General features: G+C 55.8%; 12 protein-coding genes and 1 pseudogene. 11 read left to right on the forward strand and 2 right to left on the reverse strand.

Features of this window, described 5'->3' with window-relative positions; translation table 11 throughout:
* Positions 1-25: 25 nt before the first annotated feature.
* From MKX70_RS09765 to MKX70_RS09775, 3 genes are read left to right on the forward strand one after another with little or no spacing between them, the layout of a single operon-like run.
* Positions 26-2326: a glycoside hydrolase family 3 N-terminal domain-containing protein gene (locus MKX70_RS09765; RefSeq protein WP_340839966.1), complete on the forward strand. Its 2301-nt coding sequence runs from the start codon at positions 26-28 to the stop codon at positions 2324-2326.
* A gap of 3 nt (positions 2327-2329) precedes the next feature.
* A complete protein-coding gene (locus MKX70_RS09770) occupies positions 2330-5539 on the forward strand; it encodes an alpha-mannosidase (RefSeq protein ID WP_340839967.1) in 3210 nt (1069 codons plus the stop codon).
* 2 nt (positions 5540-5541) lie between these two features.
* Entirely contained in the window at positions 5542-6558 is a 1017-nt protein-coding gene (locus MKX70_RS09775) for a glycoside hydrolase family 130 protein (RefSeq protein ID WP_340839968.1), read from the forward strand.
* A 1155-nt stretch (positions 6559-7713) separates the two neighbouring features.
* Here the strand turns inward: MKX70_RS09775 and MKX70_RS09780 are convergent.
* Positions 7714-10047 carry a helix-turn-helix domain-containing protein gene (locus MKX70_RS09780; protein WP_340839970.1) on the reverse strand — a complete coding sequence of 778 codons (2334 nt, stop codon included), beginning with the start codon at positions 10045-10047 and terminating at the stop codon, positions 7714-7716.
* 505 nt (positions 10048-10552) lie between these two features.
* Between MKX70_RS09780 and MKX70_RS09785 the strand changes: the two genes are divergently transcribed.
* From MKX70_RS09785 to MKX70_RS33400, 8 genes and pseudogenes are all read left to right on the forward strand, one after another.
* On the forward strand, positions 10553-11605 hold the full coding sequence (locus tag MKX70_RS09785; protein ID WP_340841641.1) for an amidohydrolase/deacetylase family metallohydrolase: 1053 nt from the start codon (positions 10553-10555) through the stop codon (positions 11603-11605).
* Positions 11583-12689 carry a DgaE family pyridoxal phosphate-dependent ammonia lyase gene (locus MKX70_RS09790; protein WP_042239786.1) on the forward strand — a complete coding sequence of 369 codons (1107 nt, stop codon included), beginning with the start codon at positions 11583-11585 and terminating at the stop codon, positions 12687-12689. Before MKX70_RS09785 ends, MKX70_RS09790 begins: the two co-directional genes overlap by 23 nt.
* Positions 12689-13444: a 2-dehydro-3-deoxy-phosphogluconate aldolase gene (dagF, locus tag MKX70_RS09795; RefSeq protein ID WP_340839971.1), complete on the forward strand. Its 756-nt coding sequence runs from the start codon at positions 12689-12691 to the stop codon at positions 13442-13444. The genes MKX70_RS09790 and dagF overlap by 1 nt, the downstream gene beginning before the upstream one ends.
* Positions 13437-14450, forward strand: coding sequence for a sugar kinase (locus tag MKX70_RS09800; protein ID WP_042239782.1), 1014 nt, complete (start codon positions 13437-13439; stop codon positions 14448-14450). Before dagF ends, MKX70_RS09800 begins: the two co-directional genes overlap by 8 nt.
* The gene (locus MKX70_RS09805; protein WP_197072999.1) at positions 14450-15184 is read left to right on the forward strand and encodes a GntR family transcriptional regulator; all 735 of its coding nucleotides are present in this window, start codon (positions 14450-14452) and stop codon (positions 15182-15184) included. The genes MKX70_RS09800 and MKX70_RS09805 overlap by 1 nt, the downstream gene beginning before the upstream one ends.
* A 227-nt stretch (positions 15185-15411) precedes the next feature.
* Positions 15412-16707, forward strand: coding sequence for a homocysteine synthase (locus MKX70_RS09810; RefSeq protein ID WP_042239778.1), 1296 nt, complete (start codon positions 15412-15414; stop codon positions 16705-16707).
* 639 nt (positions 16708-17346) lie between these two features.
* Positions 17347-18408 carry a hypothetical protein gene (locus MKX70_RS09815; protein WP_156123395.1) on the forward strand — a complete coding sequence of 354 codons (1062 nt, stop codon included), beginning with the start codon at positions 17347-17349 and terminating at the stop codon, positions 18406-18408.
* A gap of 475 nt (positions 18409-18883) precedes the next feature.
* Positions 18884-19135, forward strand: a pseudogene (locus MKX70_RS33400) (transposase); the annotation flags it as partial.
* Positions 19136-19407: 272 nt separating this feature from the next.
* On the opposite strand, the gene MKX70_RS09820 reads toward MKX70_RS33400, so the two are convergent.
* Positions 19408-20208, reverse strand: coding sequence for a polysaccharide deacetylase family protein (locus tag MKX70_RS09820; protein ID WP_042239773.1), 801 nt, complete (start codon positions 20206-20208; stop codon positions 19408-19410).
* Between the last annotated feature and the right edge of the window lie 89 nt (positions 20209-20297).

Genomic DNA, 20297 nt, shown 5'->3' on the forward strand with positions numbered 1-20297 from the left:
CTAAATGCAGAAAGGTGCTGTAAAAATGATCTATAAGGATAAAGCGCGCCCTGTGACCGATCGGGTACAGGACCTGCTGCAGCGCATGACCCTTGGAGAGAAGGCTGGACAATTAGTCCAGCCTTTCGGCTGGCAGTGCTATGAGAAGCACCCTGACGGAACTACAGGTATGACAGAAGCTTTCAAGCGCCAGGTTGCAGCCGGAGGTGTCGGTTCCTTGTATGGAACGCTGCGTGCAGACCCGTGGACCGGCGTTACCCTGGAGACGGGCCTGTCCCCGAAGCAAGGAGCAGAGGCGGTGAATGCCATTCAGGCCTACGCGATGAAGGAGAGCCGGCTGGGGATTCCCATTCTGTTCGGGGAGGAGTGCTCACACGGACATATGGCGATCGGCGCGACCGTATTTCCGGTTCCGCTGGCTCTGGGCAGCATGTGGAATCCGGAGCTGTACCGGGAGATGTGCCGGGCAGTGGCACTGGAGACCCGCAGCCAGGGCGGAGCGGCCACCTATTCGCCGGTGCTGGATGTAGTGCGTGATCCGCGCTGGGGGCGTACGGAGGAGACGTTTGGTGAAGATCCTTATCTCATCGCCGTGATGGGCGTGGAGGCGGTGAAGGGATTGCAGGGAGAACGGCTGGATGCGGAGGATTCCGTGATGGCGACCCTGAAGCATTTCGCCGCCTATGGCAGCTCGGAAGGCGGGCGGAATTCAGCGCCTGTGCATATGGGACTCCGGGAGCTGCATGAAGTCGATCTGCTGCCCTTCCGCAAAGCGGTGGAGGCCGGAGCGCTGTCCATTATGACAGCCTATAACGAGATTGACGGCGTGCCCTGCACGACGAATCGTTATCTGCTGCAGGATGTGCTGCGAGAGCAGTGGGGCTTCGAGGGCTTCGTGATCACGGATTGCGGAGCGCTGGGGATGCTGACAAGCGGGCATAACACCGCGGGTAGCGGGGAGACGGCAGTGGCCCAGGCGCTCCTCGCCGGCATCGATATGGAGATGTCGGGCGAAATGTTCGAGAAGCACATCGCGGCCGCTATCGAGCATGGACGGCTGCAGGAGTCCGATCTGGACCGCGCGGCCGCCCGGATTCTGGAGCTGAAGTTCAAGCTCGGGCTGTTCGACCGTCCCTACGCCGATCCTGAGCAGGCCGGGCAGACGATCGGCAAGCCGGAGCACCGGGAGCTGGCGCGGCGGATCGCCGGAGAGAGCATCATTCTACTGAAGAACGAGAACGGAACGCTGCCGCTGAGCAAGCAGATTCCGAAGCTTGCGGTAATCGGACCCAATGCGGATGCGCCGTATAACCAGCTGGGCGACTATACCTCGCCGCAGCCCAAAGGCGCGATTGTCACTGTGCTTGAGGGAATCCGGCAGGCGTTGGGCGGCAGTGCGGACAAGGTGCTGTATGCACACGGCTGCCGGATTAAGGGCGATTCCCGGGAAGGCTTCGCCCATGCGCTGGCCTGTGCCGCAGAGGCTGATGCCGTTGTGCTGGCGATTGGCGGCTCCAGTGCCAGAGATTTCGGGGAAGGCACAATCGATCTGCTTACCGGTGCTTCAGTCGTGACTGAGCATTCCTGGAGCGATATGGAATGCGGCGAGGGCATCGACCGGGCCACGCTGAATCTGATGGGCGTACAGCTTGAGCTGGCACAGGAGATTCATAAGCTGGGCAAGCCGCTGATTGTGGTCTACATCAACGGGCGTCCGATTGCCGAGCCATGGATTGTAGAGCATGCTGATGCCATTCTGGAGGCCTGGTATCCGGGCCAGGAAGGCGGGCATGCCATTGCCGATATTCTCTTCGGCGAGGTGAACCCTTCCGGGCGGCTGACGATCAGTATTCCGAAGCATGTGGGTCAGCTTCCGGTCTATTACTATAAACGGCGGACCAGAGGCAAACGGTATCTGGAGACGGACTTCCATGCCGAGTATCCGTTCGGCTACGGCCTCAGCTACAGCGAATTTGCATACAGTAACCTGAAGGTGGAGCCTTCCGTGATATCTGCGGACGGGCAGGCGCTTGTCTCCGTGGATGTGACCAATTCCGGAGACCGGGCGGGGAGCGAGGTGGTCCAGCTGTATATTTCCGATCTGGCCTCCTCCATTACCCGTCCCGAGAAGCAGCTCAAGGGCTTCCGCAAGATCAGCCTCCAGCCGGGAGACACGCAGACGGTGACGTTCAGCGTGGGCCGGGAGCAGCTGGAGTATGTATCTGCGGATCTGACACGGATCGTGGAAGCAGGGGAGTTCGCGGTAATGGCAGGTCCGAACTCCGCAGAGTACCTGACGGCACCGCTCCATGTGAGGGAGGGCTGAGCCATGAAGCGTATGAACCGGTTCGCCTTGTGGCTGGCCAAGCGGCAGTGGGCAGAGAAGATAGAGCTTGCGGAATGGAGTATGCGCAGGTCCCGCTACCTCACTCCAGGCTGCTATGAGCATGAGGAGGAGCTGCATAAGCAATACAACGTTTCCCTGCTGGACGGCGGGTATGGAACCACCTATTTCCTTCACCGGGAGATCGCGGTTCCGGGAGACTGGGCGCCGGAAGAAGCCGCGCTGCTCTATCTGGGGCGCGGGGAAGGCCTTCTGAAGATTAACGGAGCGCCCTACCATGGCCTGGACAGCAATCACTGGTTCATTCCGCTGCCGCCCGGCACTGCGGGAGGAGAGCTTCAGCTGGATATTGAGCTGTATGATCCGGTGCCTGAGCCGGAGGACCCGCTGAACCGCCAGGCGGTGATCAATCCGCCGCTCACAGGGATTGAAATTACGCTGGTGCGGGTGAATTCTGCGGTGTACAGCCTGCTGCATACGGTGAAGATCGTGCATGAAGCAGCCCTGCTGCTGCCGGAAGGGGATATGCGCCGCATCCGCAGCCTGAAGGCACTGGAGCGGGTGATGGACACGCTCTATATGAAGGAGGAGCTGCTCGTTGACGGCGATGCCGTCTCGGCAGCGGAGCAGCAGTTGCGGACGGAAGCGGCGGCGGAACGCTCTGCGGGGCTGCACCCGGGGACGATGCACATGGTGGGCCAGTCGCATATCGATATCGCCTGGCTGTGGCCGGTCCGGGAGACGGTCCGCAAGGTCAGCCGGACCTTCTCCACGGTCTGCGCTCTGATGGATAAATATCCGGAGTTCCGTTACTCCCAGAGCCAGCCCCAGCTGTATGCCTTCGCCAAGGAGCACTATCCGCAGCTGTACGGGCGGATTAAGGAACGGATTGCCGAAGGGCGCTGGGAGCTGGTCGGCGGCATGTGGGTGGAGCCGGATCTGAACATCCCCGGCGGAGAATCACTGGTACGGCAGATGCTCTACGGCCAGGGCTTCTATATGGAGGAATTCGGCAAGCATTCCACGATTGAATGGCTGCCGGATACCTTCGGCTATTGTGCTTCTCTGCCGCAGCTCTTGAAGCAGGCCGGAATTGAGTACTTCATGACGACCAAGCTCGGCTGGAATGATACCAACCCGTTCCCGCATACGCTGTTCCACTGGGTCGGCATTGACGGAACGAAGATCGTGGCCTATCAGAACCACGGGGTGAACGAGCATACCCATCCGAAGGATGTTCAGGAGCACTGGCAGGCCTATGACCTGAAGGTAGAGCATGAGGAGCTGATGCTGCTCTACGGCCACGGCGACGGCGGAGGCGGGGTTACCCACGAGATGCTGGAATATGTGGCCCGCACCGATCTCGCGCCGGGCCAGCCGGTCAGCCGATTCTCTACGGCGGAGGCATTCTTCTCAGGAGTCGGCTCGCGCCAGCCGGAGCTTCCGGCATGGCATGGCGACCTCTATCTGGAGCTTCACCGGGGCACCTTCACGACCCATGCGTTCAATAAGCGCAGCAACCGCAAGGCGGAGGTCTTATACCGTCAAGCGGAGATCTGGAGTGTGCTCGCGCAGAAGAATAATCATCCGGAGCCTGTACAACCGGCGCAGGAGCGGAAGCAGTTGGTGAAGCCGCAGGAGGAGCTGGCCGAGGGCTGGAAGCTGCTGCTGCTCAACCAGTTCCATGACATCATTCCCGGCACCTCCATTCCCGAGGTGTACACCACCTCGCGGGAGGAGTACGCGGAGATCTTCCGCCTGGGCCAGCAGGTGCTGGATACCTCGCTCCGTGCCTTGGCAGGCGAAGTGAATACTGCGGGTGAGGGCCGTCCCTATGTGGTCTTCAACAGTCTGGGCTGGGAACGGACGGAGGTGATCCGGCTGGAGGGAGGCTGCAGCCTGATGGCACTGCAAGCGTTCGATGAGGACGGCCAGCTGGAGAGCGAATGCTGGAACACAGCCGGAGCCGGCTATATCCTGGCTGTTCGGGTCCGCAGGGTCCCTGCCTTCGGCTGCCGGACCTTCTGGCTGCGGGAGGCTGCTGCGCCTGCCGGTATACGCCCTGATCTGGAGGCAGATGCTGTCGGCGGGTGGCACGGGCAGGAGGCTGCTCCCTTAACTGCGCGAGATAGTTTCCCCGAACAATGGGAGACGGACCATTACATTCTTACCTTTAACGAAGACGGTGAAATCAGCCGCTGGGTTGACAAAAGCGCAGGCCGGGAGCTGCTGCAGCCCGGCCAGACCGGCAATCAGCTACAGTTCTATCATGACACTCCCCCGTTGTGGGATGCCTGGGATCTTGACCCGCGTTATGAACAGCAGCCTGCGGGCAAGGCGAAGCTGCTGGACCGGCAGGTTGTCACCAGCGGCCCTGTGCTGACGGTGCTGAAATTCCGCTGGCAGCTGAATGAATCCCTGATTGAGCAGGAGATTACGCTGCCCATGCAAGGCCGCAGGGTGGACTTCCAGACCCGGGTCAGCTGGAGGGAGGAGCATAAGCTGCTGAAGGTCGCTTTTCCGGTCGACATTGTGGCCGCGAAGGCTACGTATGAAATTCCGTTCGGGTCACTGGAGCGTCCGACGCACCGCAACACCAGTTGGGAGCAGGCGCAATTCGAGGTCTGCGGCCATCGCTGGGCGGATCTGTCCGAGGGCGGCTATGGCGTCAGTCTGCTGAACGACTGCAAATACGGCTATGACATTCATGACGGGGTGCTGCGCCTGTCGCTGCTGCGCTCCCCGCGCTGGCCTGACCGCTATGCGGACCAGGGTGAGCATGAATTTACGTATTCCCTGTATCCGCACGGCGGGGAATGGCGTCAGGCTGGGGTTGTGCGCGAAGCGGCAGAGCTGAATGCCCCCTTGCAGGTGGTCAGCGAGGAGCCGCATGCAGGCCGTTATCCAAGCACTCATGCCTGGCTCGCTTTCCAGAGCCGTCATGTCATGCTGGATACGATCAAGCGTGCAGAGGACGGCAGCGGAGTTATTGTCCGGCTGTATGAATCCGCAGGCAGCAGAGAGACGGCTGAACTGGACTGGAGGGACGGAGACATCCGCGCTTCGCAGGTTAATCTGCTGGAGAGCGATACAGGCTCCGTGGTGACTTCCGGCGGCGTGATTTCGCTCTCCTTCCGGCCCTATGAGGTCCAGACGGTCAAACTATATCACGAAACTTATTCGCAGGAGGAATAGACATGCAAATCACTAGACATCCGAATAATCCTATAGTCGTCCCTGGCGGCTATGAATGGCGCAAGGTTACGGTCTTCAATCCTGCGGTCATCATCGACAACGGCAAATTCTATATGATTGAGCGCACCGCCGGTTCCCTGACCCCGTGCAAGAATTACCTGGGCCTCCTTACGAGCGAGGACGGGGTGAACTTTACCCATGTGAAGGATGAGCCGATTGTGACGCCCGATATGCTCGGTTTCCCGTATGGTAGCGTGCAGGACCCGCGGATTGTCAAAATCGACGGGACCTTCTATTTGAACTACGCCCTGCGCCCCTGCGCCATGAGCTATTATCCTACCGGGGCAGGCGTCCCGGAGCGCTCTATTCCAACCTACCCGGATGGCTGGGGAGAAGAGGAGGGCCACTGGCTGACCCGTTCCTCCATCCTGAAGTCGGACAATCTGCTGGACTGGGAGTTTGTGGCGGACACGACGCCACTGGATATCAATGACCGGGACAACATTCTGTTTCCTGAGAAAATAAATGGAAAATTCGTGCTGCTGCGCCGTCCTGAGGAATATGTGGGCGAAGCCTACGGAACCGAGAAGGCGGCCATGTGGATTACCTACTCCGAGGATCTGGTGAACTGGGAGGAGCCCAAGCTGCTCGCCACCGCCGGGAATCTGTCTTGGGAGTCGCGGAAGATCGGCGGCTCCACGCCTCCAATCCGTACAGACAAGGGCTGGCTGGTGCTCTATCACGGCGTCGATGAGGATATTGTCTACCGTGTGGGAGCGATGCTGCTAGATCTGGAGCAGCCGGAGAAGATCATTGCCCGCACGCGTAATTTCATTATGGAGCCGGAGACCTACTATGAGAAATTCGGGTTCCAGATTCCGAATGTCATCTTCCCGACCGGCAACGTGGTCAAGGACGGGCTGCTCTACATTTATTACGGGGTAACGGACACGGCGATTGCGCTCGCGACCGTTCCGCTGGATGAGCTGGTAGAGCATATTCTTAAGGAAGCTAAGTAACTGTTCAGCGTCAGATTTAAAAAAGTGGAATGGAAAAACAGAACATCGTCTTTTTATTTATTTAACATATTTTAACGGAAAACCGAACACAATTGGACTGGGTGCACCGCGTAGGCCAAATGTAATCGGAAAACCGAACACAATTGGACTGGACGCCCCGCGTAGGCCGAATGTAATCGGAAAACCGAACACAATTGGACTGGGTGCACCGCGTAGGCCAAATGTAATCGGAAAACCGAACACAATTGGACTGGGTACGCCACGTAAGCCAAATGTAATCGGAAAACCGAACACAATTGGACTGGGAGCGCCGCGTAGGCCGAATGTAATTGGAAAACCGAACACAATTGGACTGGGAGCGCCGCGTAGGCCGGATGTAATCGAAAAACCGAACACAATTGGACTGGGTGTGCCACGTAGGCCGAATGTAATCGAAAACCGAACACAATTGGACTGGACGCGCCGCGTAGGCCGAATGTAATCGAAAAACCGAACACAATTGGACTGGGTGCGCCACGTAGGCCGAATGTAATCGAAAAACCGAACACAATTGGACTGGGTGCACCGCGTAAGCCAAATGTAATCGGAAAACCGAACACAATTGGACTGGGAGCGCCACGTAGGCCGTGCGTTTATCGCAGGTTGTGCCAGAAGTATTTTCACAGAAAAACCGAACATAATGTGCTGGCGCGAAGCGGGCGCATGACTCGTTCCCGGCAGAATGGAACTGCTTAATAGGCGTCATAGACATCATAGGCACTATGGACATAAATGTTGCACGTTTTGCAGCTTCGGTTCATAGATAGCCAGGTGGACGGGCGGATTGTTACACAGAATGCAAGAATATCCCTGCTAAACCGTCTAAGATAGGTACAATCCTGCGTTTTGTGCAACAATTCCGGGTTCGGGTGGATAGGATGAGGGCAATGTTGCATTATGTGCAGGATTTTATACAAAGTTACCCGATTTCTGCCGCGAAAAGTGGATGACACCAGGGAATTCCTGCGCAGCAGCCGCTGCCCGGAAGTCTGCTGTTCACAGGGGTCAAAGAAGCTCCGCCCGGAAGTGCGACTATTCACAGGGTGAAGGATTGGCTGTATGCCACAATCTTTAAGCTTAGTCTATTCAGACAGGTCGGGCGGAAGCTCCGCCCGCTTAAACCGGTCTTTTCGCAGCAGTCCCCTTCAAGGTATGTTCCTTGCGGTACTGCCCCGGCGTCAGACCGGTTTCTTTTTTGAACTTGCGGATGAAATTCGGTGCATCCAGATAGCCCACCTGCTCAATGATTTCCTTGAGCGGAGCGCTGGTATTCACCAACAGCCGGATGACCTCATCCACACGCCGCTGCCAGATATATTGTGAGAAATTGCTGCCGGTCTTCTCTTTGAAGCTCCGGCTTAAATAAGAGGTTGAAATGGCAAATTTGAGTGCCACATGCTCCAGGCTGAGGGTGTAGTCTGCGAACTGCTGGTCCACATAAGCCAGAATATCGTCCATTAAAGAAGACTCGTTGGTCTCCGTATTCCGCTCGACCTGCGCGCAGATGGCAGCGGCGAGAGCGAGCAGGCGGCTCTCCAGCTCCTCCAGCGTCTCGAAGGAGGTCAGCTCCGGCATATTGGCGAACACCTCGTCCATGCCAAGCTCGGAGGCGGTGCGCAGAAAAGCGTTCAGCAGATCAAAGCAGATACAGCGCAGCAGGTGAACCTGAAGCGGTTCATCCTTAATCGTGTCAATGGTGTCGGCAATCATCTGGACGGCTACGGATTCGTTGCCCTGCTTCAGGCTCTGCTCCAGCTTCAGCATGGATTTGCGCGGAATCCAGAAGCTCTCGGCAGCAGGCGGACTCAGCTCGGCCAGTTGCTCGAAGTAGGTGACCTGTCCACTGCGCCGGATCATCCGGTGCTCCAGAGCTGCGGCAGCTTCGATGAAGGACTGGTTAAGCCGGGCCAAATCCCGGTAGGCCATGCCGACACCGATACTCAGAGAGAGCTGCGAATGCTCGCGGATCACGGCTTGAACCGCTTCAATAACCTGCTCCATCCGGCTCTGAACCGGCAGGTCTTCATCGCCGGGGAGTGAAATAATCAGGGCGAACTGGTCCTTGACCGAGAATTCAATCCCGAAGATCTGAGCACCCGGTCCCGGCAGACAGATATTGCTGAGCATCTCCTGCAGCACATGGCGCTCCTGCCAGGAATTGCCGCCAGGGGCGTCATCCCAAGACAGAATGGCCGAGAAATAGAGGCCTTGTCCCTGCGGATGCCTGAAGCCTGCACTGAGGATCATCTGCTCAATTTCGGGATCATCCGGCTTGCCGTGCTTGAGCAGCAGCAACATGCACTGATTGCGGACGAACGGCTCCTGAAGATCAATTCTGGCACTGTAATCATGAAGTGTCTGCCGGATCGACTCCCATTCATTCCGGAGCTTGGAAGTGTCATTGCCGCTGCCTCGCAGCTTGGCGAATTCCATCAGGTCCCGGATCGGATGATACTGCCGTTTGGCCAGCAGCAGTGCGGCAGCTATGCCGGTAATGACTGCAATACAGAAGACGATCAGGATCAGGGTCTGGACATGGGCGACACGGCTGAAGAATTGGAAGCTGGGCATCGTGGTCACGTAGGTCCAGCCATTTTCTTCCGACTGTACAGAAACGACGGAGTACTGTTCCCCGTCCAGCACCAGATTATGAATCCCCGGCTCAAGTGCGGATATATTCTTAAGCTCGTTCTGGGGAAGGCTGGCGCCGTGACTGTTCGCGGTCAGCACCTCGCCGGAGGGGCCGAAAATATAGCTGCTTCCCGAGAAATCGCTCAGAATCGAATCCATAACTCCCGTAAGATTGGATTCCTTCATCAAATAGACGACTGTCCCGTAAGGGAACGGGTCATTCGGTTTCACGGGTACAAGCATGGCGAGCATCGGCTCCATGCGGGAATTAACCGTCACATTCTCGGCGGGACGGACCATCGGCTGCCGGGCCTCATTCAAGTCCTGCCGCAAGTCTTCCGGGCTCCAGCGCTCGAACTGATAGAGGGTACTGAAGGTGACATGAAGATCAGCCAGGCCCCGGTAAGAATAAATGTTGGAATCTTCATGGAAATAGAGAAACAAATCCTCTGCAATGCTGCTGCTGGCCTTATAATTTGCCAGTGCCTGAATGGCCTCCAGGCTGTAGTAGGGATGCCGCACCATATAAGGAGTCAGATGCTTGTCATAGGCGATTCTTCCCGCTATTTCCTGAAGCTCATTCATACGGTCGTCTATCGTGCTCTTCACCTGATTCAGCTGATTGACATTGGATTGTTCAATTTCCATACGCAGGCCCTTGACGGCGTTTTCATAGACAAAGATAGTTACACCTGTCAGAGGAACCAGGAACATGAGAATGTAGGAAAATGCATATTTCAGCAGCAGCCTTGATTTGAAATGATTCCAGCTGAGCCGGAAGCGGTTGAGTAAGGATGGCTTGATTGCTTGATTTACCATGAAGCGGACCCTCCAGTGTTAAAATTATTCAGATTAGAAATCTTTACAGAAATCTTTATAGAAATATTTGAATTATAAATCACTGTTCTCTTCCGGATTGCATCTATGCTAATATAAACATTATAACATTATAACATTATAATCTTTAGAATGGAGTAGCGTCTCAGGTTTCTTAAAATAAAAGGGTCGATACTTTTCCCTGGACCTAGCATCCTTATATTTCCGCCAGAACCGGCACCGTCTTCTTCAGGACGGCAAAGCCGTTTCTACTTGAAATATAAGAATTTATATCTTCACGTTATAAATGATCCTTCTATTTCTCGCTGAAACGGTGCCATCCTTTATAAGGACGGCAAAGCCGTTTCTACTTGTTAAATATAAGGATGTAAAGGTTTCATGTCATTAACCATTTTTTAGAGGGCGCTTGTATATCCAGGTTAGAGAAGGAGATGGAGGAGTGGGCACAGAGAATGTGCTGCGCAATTTGCAGCTTGTTGACGGGCAGATGGTTGATATTTCCATCTGTGACGGGATCATCACCGCCATTACACCGCCAGGCCAGGCTGAAGGAGAAACCCTGCTGGACGGTTCCGGGTTATTTGTATCAAGCGGATGGATTGATCTGCATGTGCATGCTGTACCGGAGCTGCATCCTTACGGCGATGAGATTGACGAAATTGGAGTGAAGCAGGGGGTAACGGCTCTGGTGGATGCCGGAAGCTGCGGTGCAGACCGGATCGGAGACTTCTATACCCGGAGTCTGGAGGCGGCCACCCAGGTGTTCGCTTTGCTGAATATCTCGAGAATCGGGCTGGAGCGGACCGATGAGCTGTCGCAGCTGGAATGGATCGACCGGACCAAGGTTCTGGAGGCGGCAGCCGCCTATCCCGGATTCATTGTCGGTCTGAAAGCCCGCATCAGCCAGAGTGTCGTCAAGGACAGCGGCATACAGCCGCTTAAGCTGGCACGCACACTGTCGGAGGAGACGGGGCTTCCGCTGATGGTGCATATCGGCTCCGCTCCGCCGGCGGTCTCCGGAGTGCTGGAGCTGCTGCAGCGGGGTGATGTGATCACTCATTATCTTAACGGCAAACCCAATAATCTGTTTGAGGAAGACGGTGCGCCGCTGCAAGGGCTGCTGGATGCAGTTGCCCGGGGCGTTCATCTGGATGTGGGGCATGGCACGGCGAGCTTCTCCTTCCGGGTGGCTGAACAGGCGAAGGCGGCAGGCATCGCGCTGAATACGATCAGTACGGATATTTACCGGGGCAACCGTCTGAACGGGCCGGTATACAGCATGTCGAACCTGCTGACGAAATTCCTCTATCTCGGCTACAGTCTGGAGGAGGCCATCCGTGCGGTCACTACCAGCGCAGCGGAATGGCTGGGCAAGCCGGAGCTCGCCCGGATCAGAGTTGGGCAGCAGGCGAACCTGACCTTATTTGCCCTGCAAGCAGGCGAGAAGCAGCTTACGGACTCGGAAGGCGATGTCCGGGCCGCACACCACTATATTGAGGCTAAAGGAGTCTATGTCAATGGATCACTCATTACAGGCTAGATATGGATTGAAGCGTGTAATTAATGCCAGCGGAAGAATGAGCATTCTTGGGGTCTCCGCGCCGACGGATTCAGTCATGGAGGCAATGAAGCAGGGCGGGCAGCAGTACGCGGAAATTGCGGACCTTGTGGACAAATCCGGGGCGTACATTGCCCGGCTGCTTGGGGCGGAAGGGGCGGTTGTCGTAAACTCGGCATCCAGCGGCATTGCGTTGTCGGTAGCAGCTATTGTGACGACCGGAGACCCGAGGCTTAGCCTCCGCCTACACCAGGAGCCGGTGCTGAAGAATGAGATCATTATGCTCAAGGGCCACAATGTGCAATATGGAGCGCCGGTCGAAACCATGGTATTCCTCGGCGGGGGCCGGGTGGTGGAAGCAGGATATGCCAACGAAGGGCGCAAGGAGCATATCGAACAGGCGATCGGTGAGCGTACCGCAGCCATTCTCTACGTCAAATCCCATCACGCCGTCCAGAAGAATATGATCTCCGTGGAGGAAGCCTGGGAGGTTGCACAGCGCAGAGGGGTGCCGCTGATTGTGGATGCGGCAGCGGAAGAGGACCTGTCCAAATATGTCCGGTATTCCGATTTGGCCATTTACAGCGGCTCGAAGGCGGTGGAAGGCCCGACCTCAGGCATTGTCGCCGGCAAAACAAAGTATATCGAATGGCTGAAGGTACAACTGCACGGCATCGGCCGCAGCATGAAGGTCGGCAAGGAGACCATCTTCGGACTGCTGCAGGCACTGGAGGAATACCAGGATAAAGCTGACAACAGCGGGCTGGAAAAGCAGGCGCTGGAGGCTCTTCAGCCGCTGGCCGCCCTTCCCGGAGTTTCCGTCCGCATCGTGCAGGATGAAGCGGGCAGAGCGATTTTTCGTGGACGGGTCCAGATTGATGCCTCTGCGGCGGGAATGGATGCGAAGACGGTCAATGACCGGCTACGTGAAGGCACGATTGCGGTGTATACCCGGGACTATGGCGTGAAGCAGGGCTATTTCGATATCGATCCAAGGCCGCTGCAAGGGGATGATCTTCAGGTCATCGTCAGCAGAATCATTGAAATTATGGGAGGTAAACAATAATGGGCAAGATTGAGCAGCGCTTCTATAAGAACAGAGCCGCACTTAATGTGCTGGCCGGCAGCATCGGCAATGCTAAGGATGTGTATGAAGCAGCGGACGGGCATGTGCTGGTGGGCGTGCTCTCCAAAAACTATGCCACCGCACAGGAAGCGGCCGCTGCCATGACGGATTATGGCCAATCTATTGAGGATGCCGTATCGATCGGACTCGGGGCTGGAGACAACCGCCAGGCGTCCGTTGTGGCGGAGATTTCCTTAAGCTATGCGGGCAGCCATATCAATCAGGTATTTCCGGCAGTAGGGGCGACCCGTGCCAATCTGGGTACCAGAGACAGCTGGATTAACAGCCTGGTCTCTCCCTGCGGGCAGCCGGGATATGTAAATATATCAACCGGCCCGATCAGTTCGGGAATCGGGACGCAAGCTATTGTTCCTGTTCATGCTGCCATTGCACTGGTGCGTGACATGGGCGGCAATGCGCTCAAATATTATCCGATGCAGGGACTGAAGCTGGAGGAGGAATACCGCGCGGTGGCCAAGGCCTGCGGGGAAGCGGGATTTGCCCTGGAGCCAACGGGCGGAATCGACCTGGATAACTTTGGACCTATCCTGGAGATTGCGCTTCAGGCAGGCGTGCCGCAGGTGATCCCGCATGTCTATTCCTCGATTATTGATCCGCAGACCGGGAGTACGAACGTACAGGATGTCCGCAGACTGCTGGGTACGATGAAATCGCTGGTGGACCAGTATGCCTAGAATTGCAGCCTTTGGCGAAGTGATGATGCGGCTGCAGGTCCCGGGGGTTGAGACGCTGGCCCAGGGCAGCAGGCTGGAGTATTCTTTTTCCGGCAGCGGGGTGAATGTAACGGCGGCCCTCTCCAGATACGGCCACAACGGTGCACTCATTACCACCCTGCCGGAAACTCCGGTAGGTGAAGCGGCGATCGCCTATCTCCGCAAGCTTGGGGTGGACACGTCGCTGATCAGCCGGGGCGGCAAGCACCTGGGGATGTATTTTCTGGAGAATGGGTTTGGAGCACGCCCCGGCAGAGTGACCTACACAGACCGGCTGGGCAGCAGCTTTAATACTGCGGAGGCAGACCATTATGATATGGCGGCGCTTGCCTCCCGTGTGGACGTCCTGCATTTATGCGGCATTACGCTGGCGATGAATGAAGGCGTGCGCCGGCAGATGAAGCAGCTGGCTGCGGAAGTGAAGAGGGCCGGAGGCAAGGTGGTCTTCGACTGCAATTACCGTCCGGCGCTATGGGGAGCGGATGGATATGCTAAGGCCCGCCCGCACTATGAGGAACTGCTTACGCTGGCCGATACGGTGATGATGAATGAGAAGGATGCGCAGTTTATCCTTGGCATCGGAACGGGAGAATATGATAGAATAACACAGTTGAAGCAAGCGATTCCCGAAGTGGCGGAGCGCTTCGGAATCGGAACGGCAGCGGGAACCCACCGTGAGATTAACGCTGACAATACGCATTCTCTGACAGGCTATATCTATCATCAAGGGATGTTCCGGTTCTCCCGCAAGCTTACCTTCCCGGTGTATGACCGGATCGGTGCCGGCGATGCCTTTACCAGTGGTGTCATCCACGGTGAATTGCAGCAGTACCCGCAGCAGCAGACGGTGGATATGGCAGCGGCGGCGGCGATGCTGGCCCATACCACCCAAGGCGATACAGCGCTTTTTACCGAGAGTGAGGTGCTCCGGGCGCTGTGTGGCCATACCTTAGATGTTGAAAGGTAGTGAACCCAAGCGTGTCTCTGAAACGCAAGCAAGGCCCCTTATATCAGCAGATCCAAAAAATCCTCAAAGACCGGATTCTGCACGGGGTATATCCTCTGGGGAGTATCATCCCCTCCGAGCCGCAGCTGGAAAAGGAATTCGGCGTCAGCAAAATGACGATCCGCGGCGCAGTCCAGGAGCTGTCCCAGGAAGGCTATGTGCAGAAGAAAAGCGGCATCGGAACGATTGTGACGCGCAATACCTCCTATCAGAAGCTCTCCAAGGGTAAACGGTTCACGGAGCTGCTCGTAGAAGAGGGTCATAAGCTGGAAAAAAGGCTGCTGGCTTCCGAACGCATCGCAAACGAGGCCGGAACGGAAGAATACGCCCGCTACGGGCCGTATTGCCAGCGGATTGAACGTCTATATATTCTGAATGGACAGCCTTATATTCATCTGATGCATTTCCTGACGGCAGCCGCACTTCCCGGCGGAGGAGCCAGAGGAATGGATACCGATATCCAATCCCTGTATGACTCGCTGGAAGAGAACGACATCGTGCTGGAGAACTTCAAGGACCGCTTCTTTGTCGAACCTGCACCTCCTGAGGTCTGCCTGCTGCTGGAGCTTCCGCCGGGAACGCATGTCCTCAAGCGACTGCGTAACTCCTACGATGGGGAAGGCAGACTGATTGAACACAGCATCGGCTGCTATAATACGGAGCTCCATCATTATCTGGTCAGCTACGACACTTGAAGCTGCTTAGGATATGAGTATCTCCTACACCATGGACATAGATTTCTTTATATTCGACACCCGCGCCCTCTGCATGCAGCGGGTCTTTTTTTTGAAAGATGGAAACTTAATAAAACATAGTGAATTAATGAGAATTTTAACTTTTCAAATGACATGGTTTGTGAGAGAATAGGTACAATTCTTGATTGTTAACGTTTGCCATTATCTATTTAGAGGAGGAAATACCCATGTCAGAAGAACGCAAGCTGTCATTCGAAACCTTAACCGTTCATGCAGGCCAGGAGATTGATCCAACAACTTTAGCCCGTGCTGTACCGTTGTATCAGACCACATCCTACGGATTCCGTGATGCAGAGCATGCTGCCAATCTGTTCGCGCTCAAGGAATTCGGCAATATTTACACCCGGCTGATGAACCCGACCACCGATGTGTTTGAACAGCGTCTTGCGGCGCTGGAGGGCGGGGCCGGTGCGCTTGCGACGGCTTCCGGAGCAGCGGCTATTTCCTTCTCTATTCTAAATATCGCCGGCGCAGGGGATGAAATTGTATCCGCCGCCAGCCTGTATGGCGGGACCTATAATCTGTTCTCGACGACGCTGCCCAAGCTGGGAATTAAGGTGCATTTTGTCGATTCGGATAATCCGGAGAACTTCCGGGCAGCGATAACGGACAAAACCAAAGCGCTCTACGCCGAAACCATTGGTAATCCGCAAGGGAATGTGCTTGATATTGAAGCTGTAGCAGCCATCGCCCATGAGCATGGAATTCCGCTGATTGTCGACAATACCTTCCCAAGCCCTTATCTGCTGCGTCCGATTGAACACGGGGCGGATATTGTGGTGCACTCGGCAACCAAATTCATCGGGGGCCATGGCACCTCGATCGGCGGAATTATTGTGGACGGCGGCAAGTTTGACTGGAAGGCCAGCGGCAGATTCCCCGGCCTTACTGAACCCGACCCAAGCTATCATGGGGTAGTCTACACTGAAGCTGTAGGACCTATTGCTTATATCATCAAAGCTCGCGTACAGCTCCTTCGTGACCTGGGTGCAGCGATCTCGCCTTTCAACTCATGGCTGCTGCTGCAGGGACTCGAAACACTGCATTTGCGTCTGGAACGCCATAGCCAGAATGCGCTTAAGGTGGCCCAGTATCTGGAGGCTCACGATTCCGTGGAGTGGGTAAGCTATGCCGGTCTGCAGAGTCACCCTTCGTATGAGTTGGCACAGAAATACCTGCCCAAAGGCCAGGGTGCCATCCTTACCTTTGGAATCAAGGGCGGAGCGGCGGCAGGCGTCAAGCTGATTGAGAATGTGAAGCTGTTCTCCCATCTGGCTAATGTGGGCGATTCCAAGTCGCTGATCATCCATCCGGCAAGCACTACACATCAGCAGCTGTCAGACGAAGAGCAGATTACGGCCGGGGTTACTCCGGAGCTGCTGCGCTTGTCCATCGGTACGGAGTCGATCGACGATATCCTCTACGATCTGGAGCAGGCGATCGCTGCCAGCCAGCAGTCGTAACACGGATAGGCAGAAGCAGCGGATTGTTGCGAGCCAGGCGCCTCTGGCGGGATCTAGCAGGCATATGCCTGGCAGCATTGTATGGTAAAGGAATAAAATTATAGACCACTGTTTTATGCAGAACACTTGCATGAGATGGTGGTTTTTTTAGAAGTGGGGATGGATTGAGTCTGGGGGAGAAGGTGAGAGTGGGAGAAGCGGGAGAAGTGGGGCTTCTATTGCATTTTTTACAGCAGATATCGGCTGGATCACCCGGAAAAAGGCATCTGTTGCAGTTCGTACAGTAGAATCCCTTGAGAATGGCGTTTCTGCGGCATGAGCCGGAAATCCATTGTATGAAATACATTAGAACCAATTTTAGCGCATTAATATTGCGAAATCTGTTGTAGAAAGTGCATTTGCTGAACAAATATCCGACTTCTAAATACCGGATAGTTAATAACTATAGGATACCCATGCTGAAGAGTTCAAGTTGCGCGTATCCCCAAGTTCATCCTTCGCCGCCGTAATCATTTGATACCGTTTGCATATTTCAGGGCCTTTGCCAGTATTTATAGATTGAAGCATCGTAAAATGCCGGGGGCATCGCCTTAAGGGGAGCAGAGCCGGCAGCAATCCAAAGTTAAAAAGGTGGGTGCGATGATGAAAGGTGAACGTCTGCAGGATCAGAATCAAAATAATGAGGAGCGCCCGTTCAAGTATAATCCCGGCGACCGGACTATTGGCATGGAGATGAGCCAGTCTGCATCTGTTGCTTCCGCTGCAGCGGAATTTCTTCCCGACGGGGAGCGGCGTAAGAGTAATGGGAACATGAGCCGGACCTATTTCCGCCGTCCGGGCGAACGCCCAGCTTTTCTGGTGCTGCGCGACGGACTGGGTGACCGGTCCCTTCTTCGGGAGGAGCCCGGCATTTACCCTGCGGGTCCCTGTCTGATCCGCAGCGAGGAATGGTTGCTGGAGCCGGAGCTTGCGGCACTCTATTCGAGCTGGATGTCCTGCGGGGATGAGGGGCAGGCTGAGCGTATCCTGCAGCGGATTTATTATCGGCTGCGGGCTGCCGCTGCCGCGCTTCTGGAGTCGGCGGACGGTGTCTGGGCCGCAGTTGCTCTGCCCTATGCGCCGGAGCTTGCCGCCCGCCCGGCAAGACTGGCCGCGCTGCAGGATGCGCAGCTTGAAGCGCTGTTCGCCGCGGTGGCGGAGAGCCAGCGGCTGGGCGGCGACAGCCGCGTGGACCTGCTGGCGCCGTACCCCGCCAGCGCAGCCGAATTCGCAGCACAGCGCGAATTCATTGAGGGCGTGGCCGAGCAGACCCTCGGCCACGCTTACGCGGCAGCGTGCCGCATCGGGGCGCTCCTGCTCCCCGAGGTGGGGCGCGCTGCCGCGGGGGAAATCGCGCGCATCGCCGATTTCCTGGTGCTGGACGGCGCGGCCGGTGAAGCCGCGCTGAAGGAGAGCGCCGCCGAGGGCTTCGCCAAGGCGGCGGCTGAGGTGTTAGCCGCCGTGCGCCGGGTGAAGCCGGCGGCGGCGGTGCTCGCCGCGGGGGCACCGGCGGCGTACGCGCTGGCCGATCTGTATCAGATCGGCCTGAGCGGGATCTTCTGCAGCGCGGCCCAGCGGACCGAAGCGCTGCTCCGGGCGGCCTGCCTGACGTGGATCGCCCGGCAGGACAATATAGATGCTGCCGCCGGAGGATGGCAGTAGCAGCCGGTTAGACCGGTTGATCCCAATCCATCCATGCTGTCACCTTACTCAAACTGCTGCTAACGCCATAAGCACCGCCACTGTAACGCGCCTATAATCAGGCCTCTGCTGCTTGCGCCTCAATCCCAACGGTGCATCTCACTATATTCATACTGCTTGCCGCCAGCCGACATCAATACAATTACCGCAGACCCTCAGTGCCTAAGCGCATCTACTATAATAATAACCCGATTCCACCAGCCATCCAGGCTGTGTTGGAATCGGGTTTTATTATGCTCACAGATAGAAGGGGATAAAGGTCACTTAGGTAATAAAGGAATCTCGCTTTCCTGAGAATTAAGCTCAAATCAGCTTCTGCTTCAGTCCAAACGATGGCGTGAAATAGTATGTGTAAGGATCGGGGAGTCTAGTAAACGACAAAAAAGTAGGGTATCCTTGGGATTGCGAAGTCACCAAGAAAAAGAAGCCCTACTCAATGACCAGTATACAACAAAACCCGTTCAGTGATCTACTCGAAAATAGTCTCCAACGTTTTCTGAAAGAAAAAATAGACTCATGCTCTGTGAAGAAATCAAAAATCACCTGAGTGTCGAATATCCAGAAGAAGCAAACTCTCGCAACGGATATTACAGCACGGACGTGGGAAACGCATCACGGGCGCATCCCGGATTTACAGGTCCCACGGGATCGGCAAGGCCAGTTTCAGACGGAGCTATTTGTCCTGTACTGAATACAACATTATCCATATTAAATGAGCTAAAACTATGGATTGTTGTATGAAATACAGCATTTCTCATCCCCAAAGCCGCTCAGCGAGAGAATTCTTGTATTTCGTACAACAATCCTCTCAAACACCCAGGGATTCATGAATCAAAGTTGCAATTTGTACAACATTTCTCCTTACCGCGCCTGCAACCGTGTCTGTGCCCGCCCCCCGGAGCGCCACCGGTCGAATGATTATGAGCCATTCACAGCCCCCTAACAAACCCACAGCAATTCCTAACCCAGACGCACAGTAGCTCCTCCGGATATCCGGCATGCCTCGTCCCCGGCGGTGATCCATACATCCACTGCCGACGGATTATAGACCATCTCCCGGGAAGCGGAGAAGCGCAGTCCTTGTACAGCGGACAAGTAGTCGGCAATCTCGATATTGGTGGCGTACCAGATCTCTTCATGGCCGCCCATCATGGCGGCGAACTGCTCAAGCTCCTCCCAGTTATCATTGTCGTTGAATTCATAGCTGTGTCCCCATACATATAGCAGTTGCATATGGGAGAACCGGGGCTGCTCCTCCAGGAACTGTTTGCCCAGCGCCAGCATATCGCGGTGATGGCAGGTGGGATGCCAAGCCAGCAGGTTGTCCGGCAGGCTGAAGCTGCCATGGGACTTTACAGTACGTGAATATTCGATCCCCAGCGCCGGCAGAACGCTCAGCACCTGATCACTGTAATCCCCGAACGGATAGGACATGCCCCTTACGGGATAGCCGGCGAGGGCTTCCAGATGTCTGCGGTCTTGTAGAATCTCTTCGGCGATGCCCTCACGCGGGGTCATGGAGAGAAAGGGATGAGTGCTCGTATGTGCTGAAATCTCATGCCCCTCATAGAGGGAAGCCACTTCCTCTTCCGTGATGTAGCCCTCATTGCCGAAGAATCCTGAATTCAAATGGAATGAGCCCTTCAGCCCGTGCCGGTTATGAATCTCCACAAGCCGCCTGTCGTGGATTCTTCCATCATCCCAGCTTAATGTTAGCGCTTTAGTAACACCGCCCGGAAAAAGATCAAACTTGATTTTCATTACCTGTTAGCCTCCCCTGATTTCTCTCTATGTAGATTGAACTGGAAATTTATAATTTGGAATTTGTTACTGAATCCGTGAAGGACTTG

It is taken from the genome of Paenibacillus sp. FSL R7-0312 (assembly GCF_038004445.1).
Lineage (GTDB): Bacteria > Bacillota > Bacilli > Paenibacillales > Paenibacillaceae > Paenibacillus_AQ.

Excerpts from the sequence above, each read along its gene's own strand:
- dagF (WP_340839971.1), top strand. The coding sequence starts at position 12,689 with ATGGGCAAGATTGAGCAGCGCTTCTATAAGAACAGAGCCGCACTTAAT.
- MKX70_RS09770 (WP_340839967.1), top strand. The coding sequence starts at position 2,330 with ATGAAGCGTATGAACCGGTTCGCCTTGTGGCTGGCCAAGCGGCAGTGG.
- MKX70_RS09780 (WP_340839970.1), bottom strand. The coding sequence starts at position 10,047 with ATGGTAAATCAAGCAATCAAGCCATCCTTACTCAACCGCTTCCGGCTC.
- MKX70_RS09820 (WP_042239773.1), bottom strand. The coding sequence starts at position 20,208 with ATGAAAATCAAGTTTGATCTTTTTCCGGGCGGTGTTACTAAAGCGCTA.
- MKX70_RS09790 (WP_042239786.1), top strand. The coding sequence starts at position 11,583 with ATGGATCACTCATTACAGGCTAGATATGGATTGAAGCGTGTAATTAAT.
- MKX70_RS09800 (WP_042239782.1), top strand. The coding sequence starts at position 13,437 with ATGCCTAGAATTGCAGCCTTTGGCGAAGTGATGATGCGGCTGCAGGTC.
- MKX70_RS09765 (WP_340839966.1), top strand. The coding sequence starts at position 26 with ATGATCTATAAGGATAAAGCGCGCCCTGTGACCGATCGGGTACAGGAC.
- MKX70_RS09810 (WP_042239778.1), top strand. The coding sequence starts at position 15,412 with ATGTCAGAAGAACGCAAGCTGTCATTCGAAACCTTAACCGTTCATGCA.
- MKX70_RS09785 (WP_340841641.1), top strand. The coding sequence starts at position 10,553 with ATGGTTGATATTTCCATCTGTGACGGGATCATCACCGCCATTACACCG.
- MKX70_RS09775 (WP_340839968.1), top strand. The coding sequence starts at position 5,542 with ATGCAAATCACTAGACATCCGAATAATCCTATAGTCGTCCCTGGCGGC.
- MKX70_RS09815 (WP_156123395.1), top strand. The coding sequence starts at position 17,347 with ATGATGAAAGGTGAACGTCTGCAGGATCAGAATCAAAATAATGAGGAG.